The 394-nt window shown below is 73.1% G+C and carries 1 protein-coding gene; it reads right to left on the bottom strand.

Features of this window, described 5'->3' with window-relative positions:
• On the bottom strand, positions 1-394 hold a 394-nt coding region (locus OP79_RS49210), incomplete at both ends, for a zinc-binding dehydrogenase (RefSeq protein WP_033329885.1).

Genomic DNA, 394 nt, shown 5'->3' with positions numbered 1-394 from the left:
CTGCGCCGGGTCGACCGGCGCGAGGTTGAGCACGACGTCGACCGGCTCGGTCACCGCCGCGGTCACCTCGGTGGTGCTGTGATCGATGATCTCGTCGGCGCCCGCCGTCTTGACCTGCTGGCTGCTGCGTGGGCTGGCTGTGGCGATGACGTAGGCGCCGGCGTTCTTGGCCAGCTGCACGGCGTAGCCGCCGACCGCTCCGCCCGCGCCGTTGATCAGCACGCGCTGACCCGCCGTCAGCTTGGCGTGGTCGAACAGCGCCTGGTACGCGGTCAGGCCCACCAGCGGCAGCGCTGCGGCGTCGGCCAGCGGGACGCTCTTCGGCGCCGCCGCGAGGATCTCGGCCGGGGCGATGACGTACTGCGCTGCGGCGCCGGGCTTGTCCATCGGCAGG

The sequence above is a fragment of the Streptomyces yerevanensis genome, from assembly GCF_000716805.1.
Classification (GTDB): Bacteria; Actinomycetota; Actinomycetes; order Streptomycetales; family Streptomycetaceae; genus Streptomyces; species Streptomyces flaveus.
This window is presented reverse-complemented; position numbering and strand designations above follow the sequence as displayed.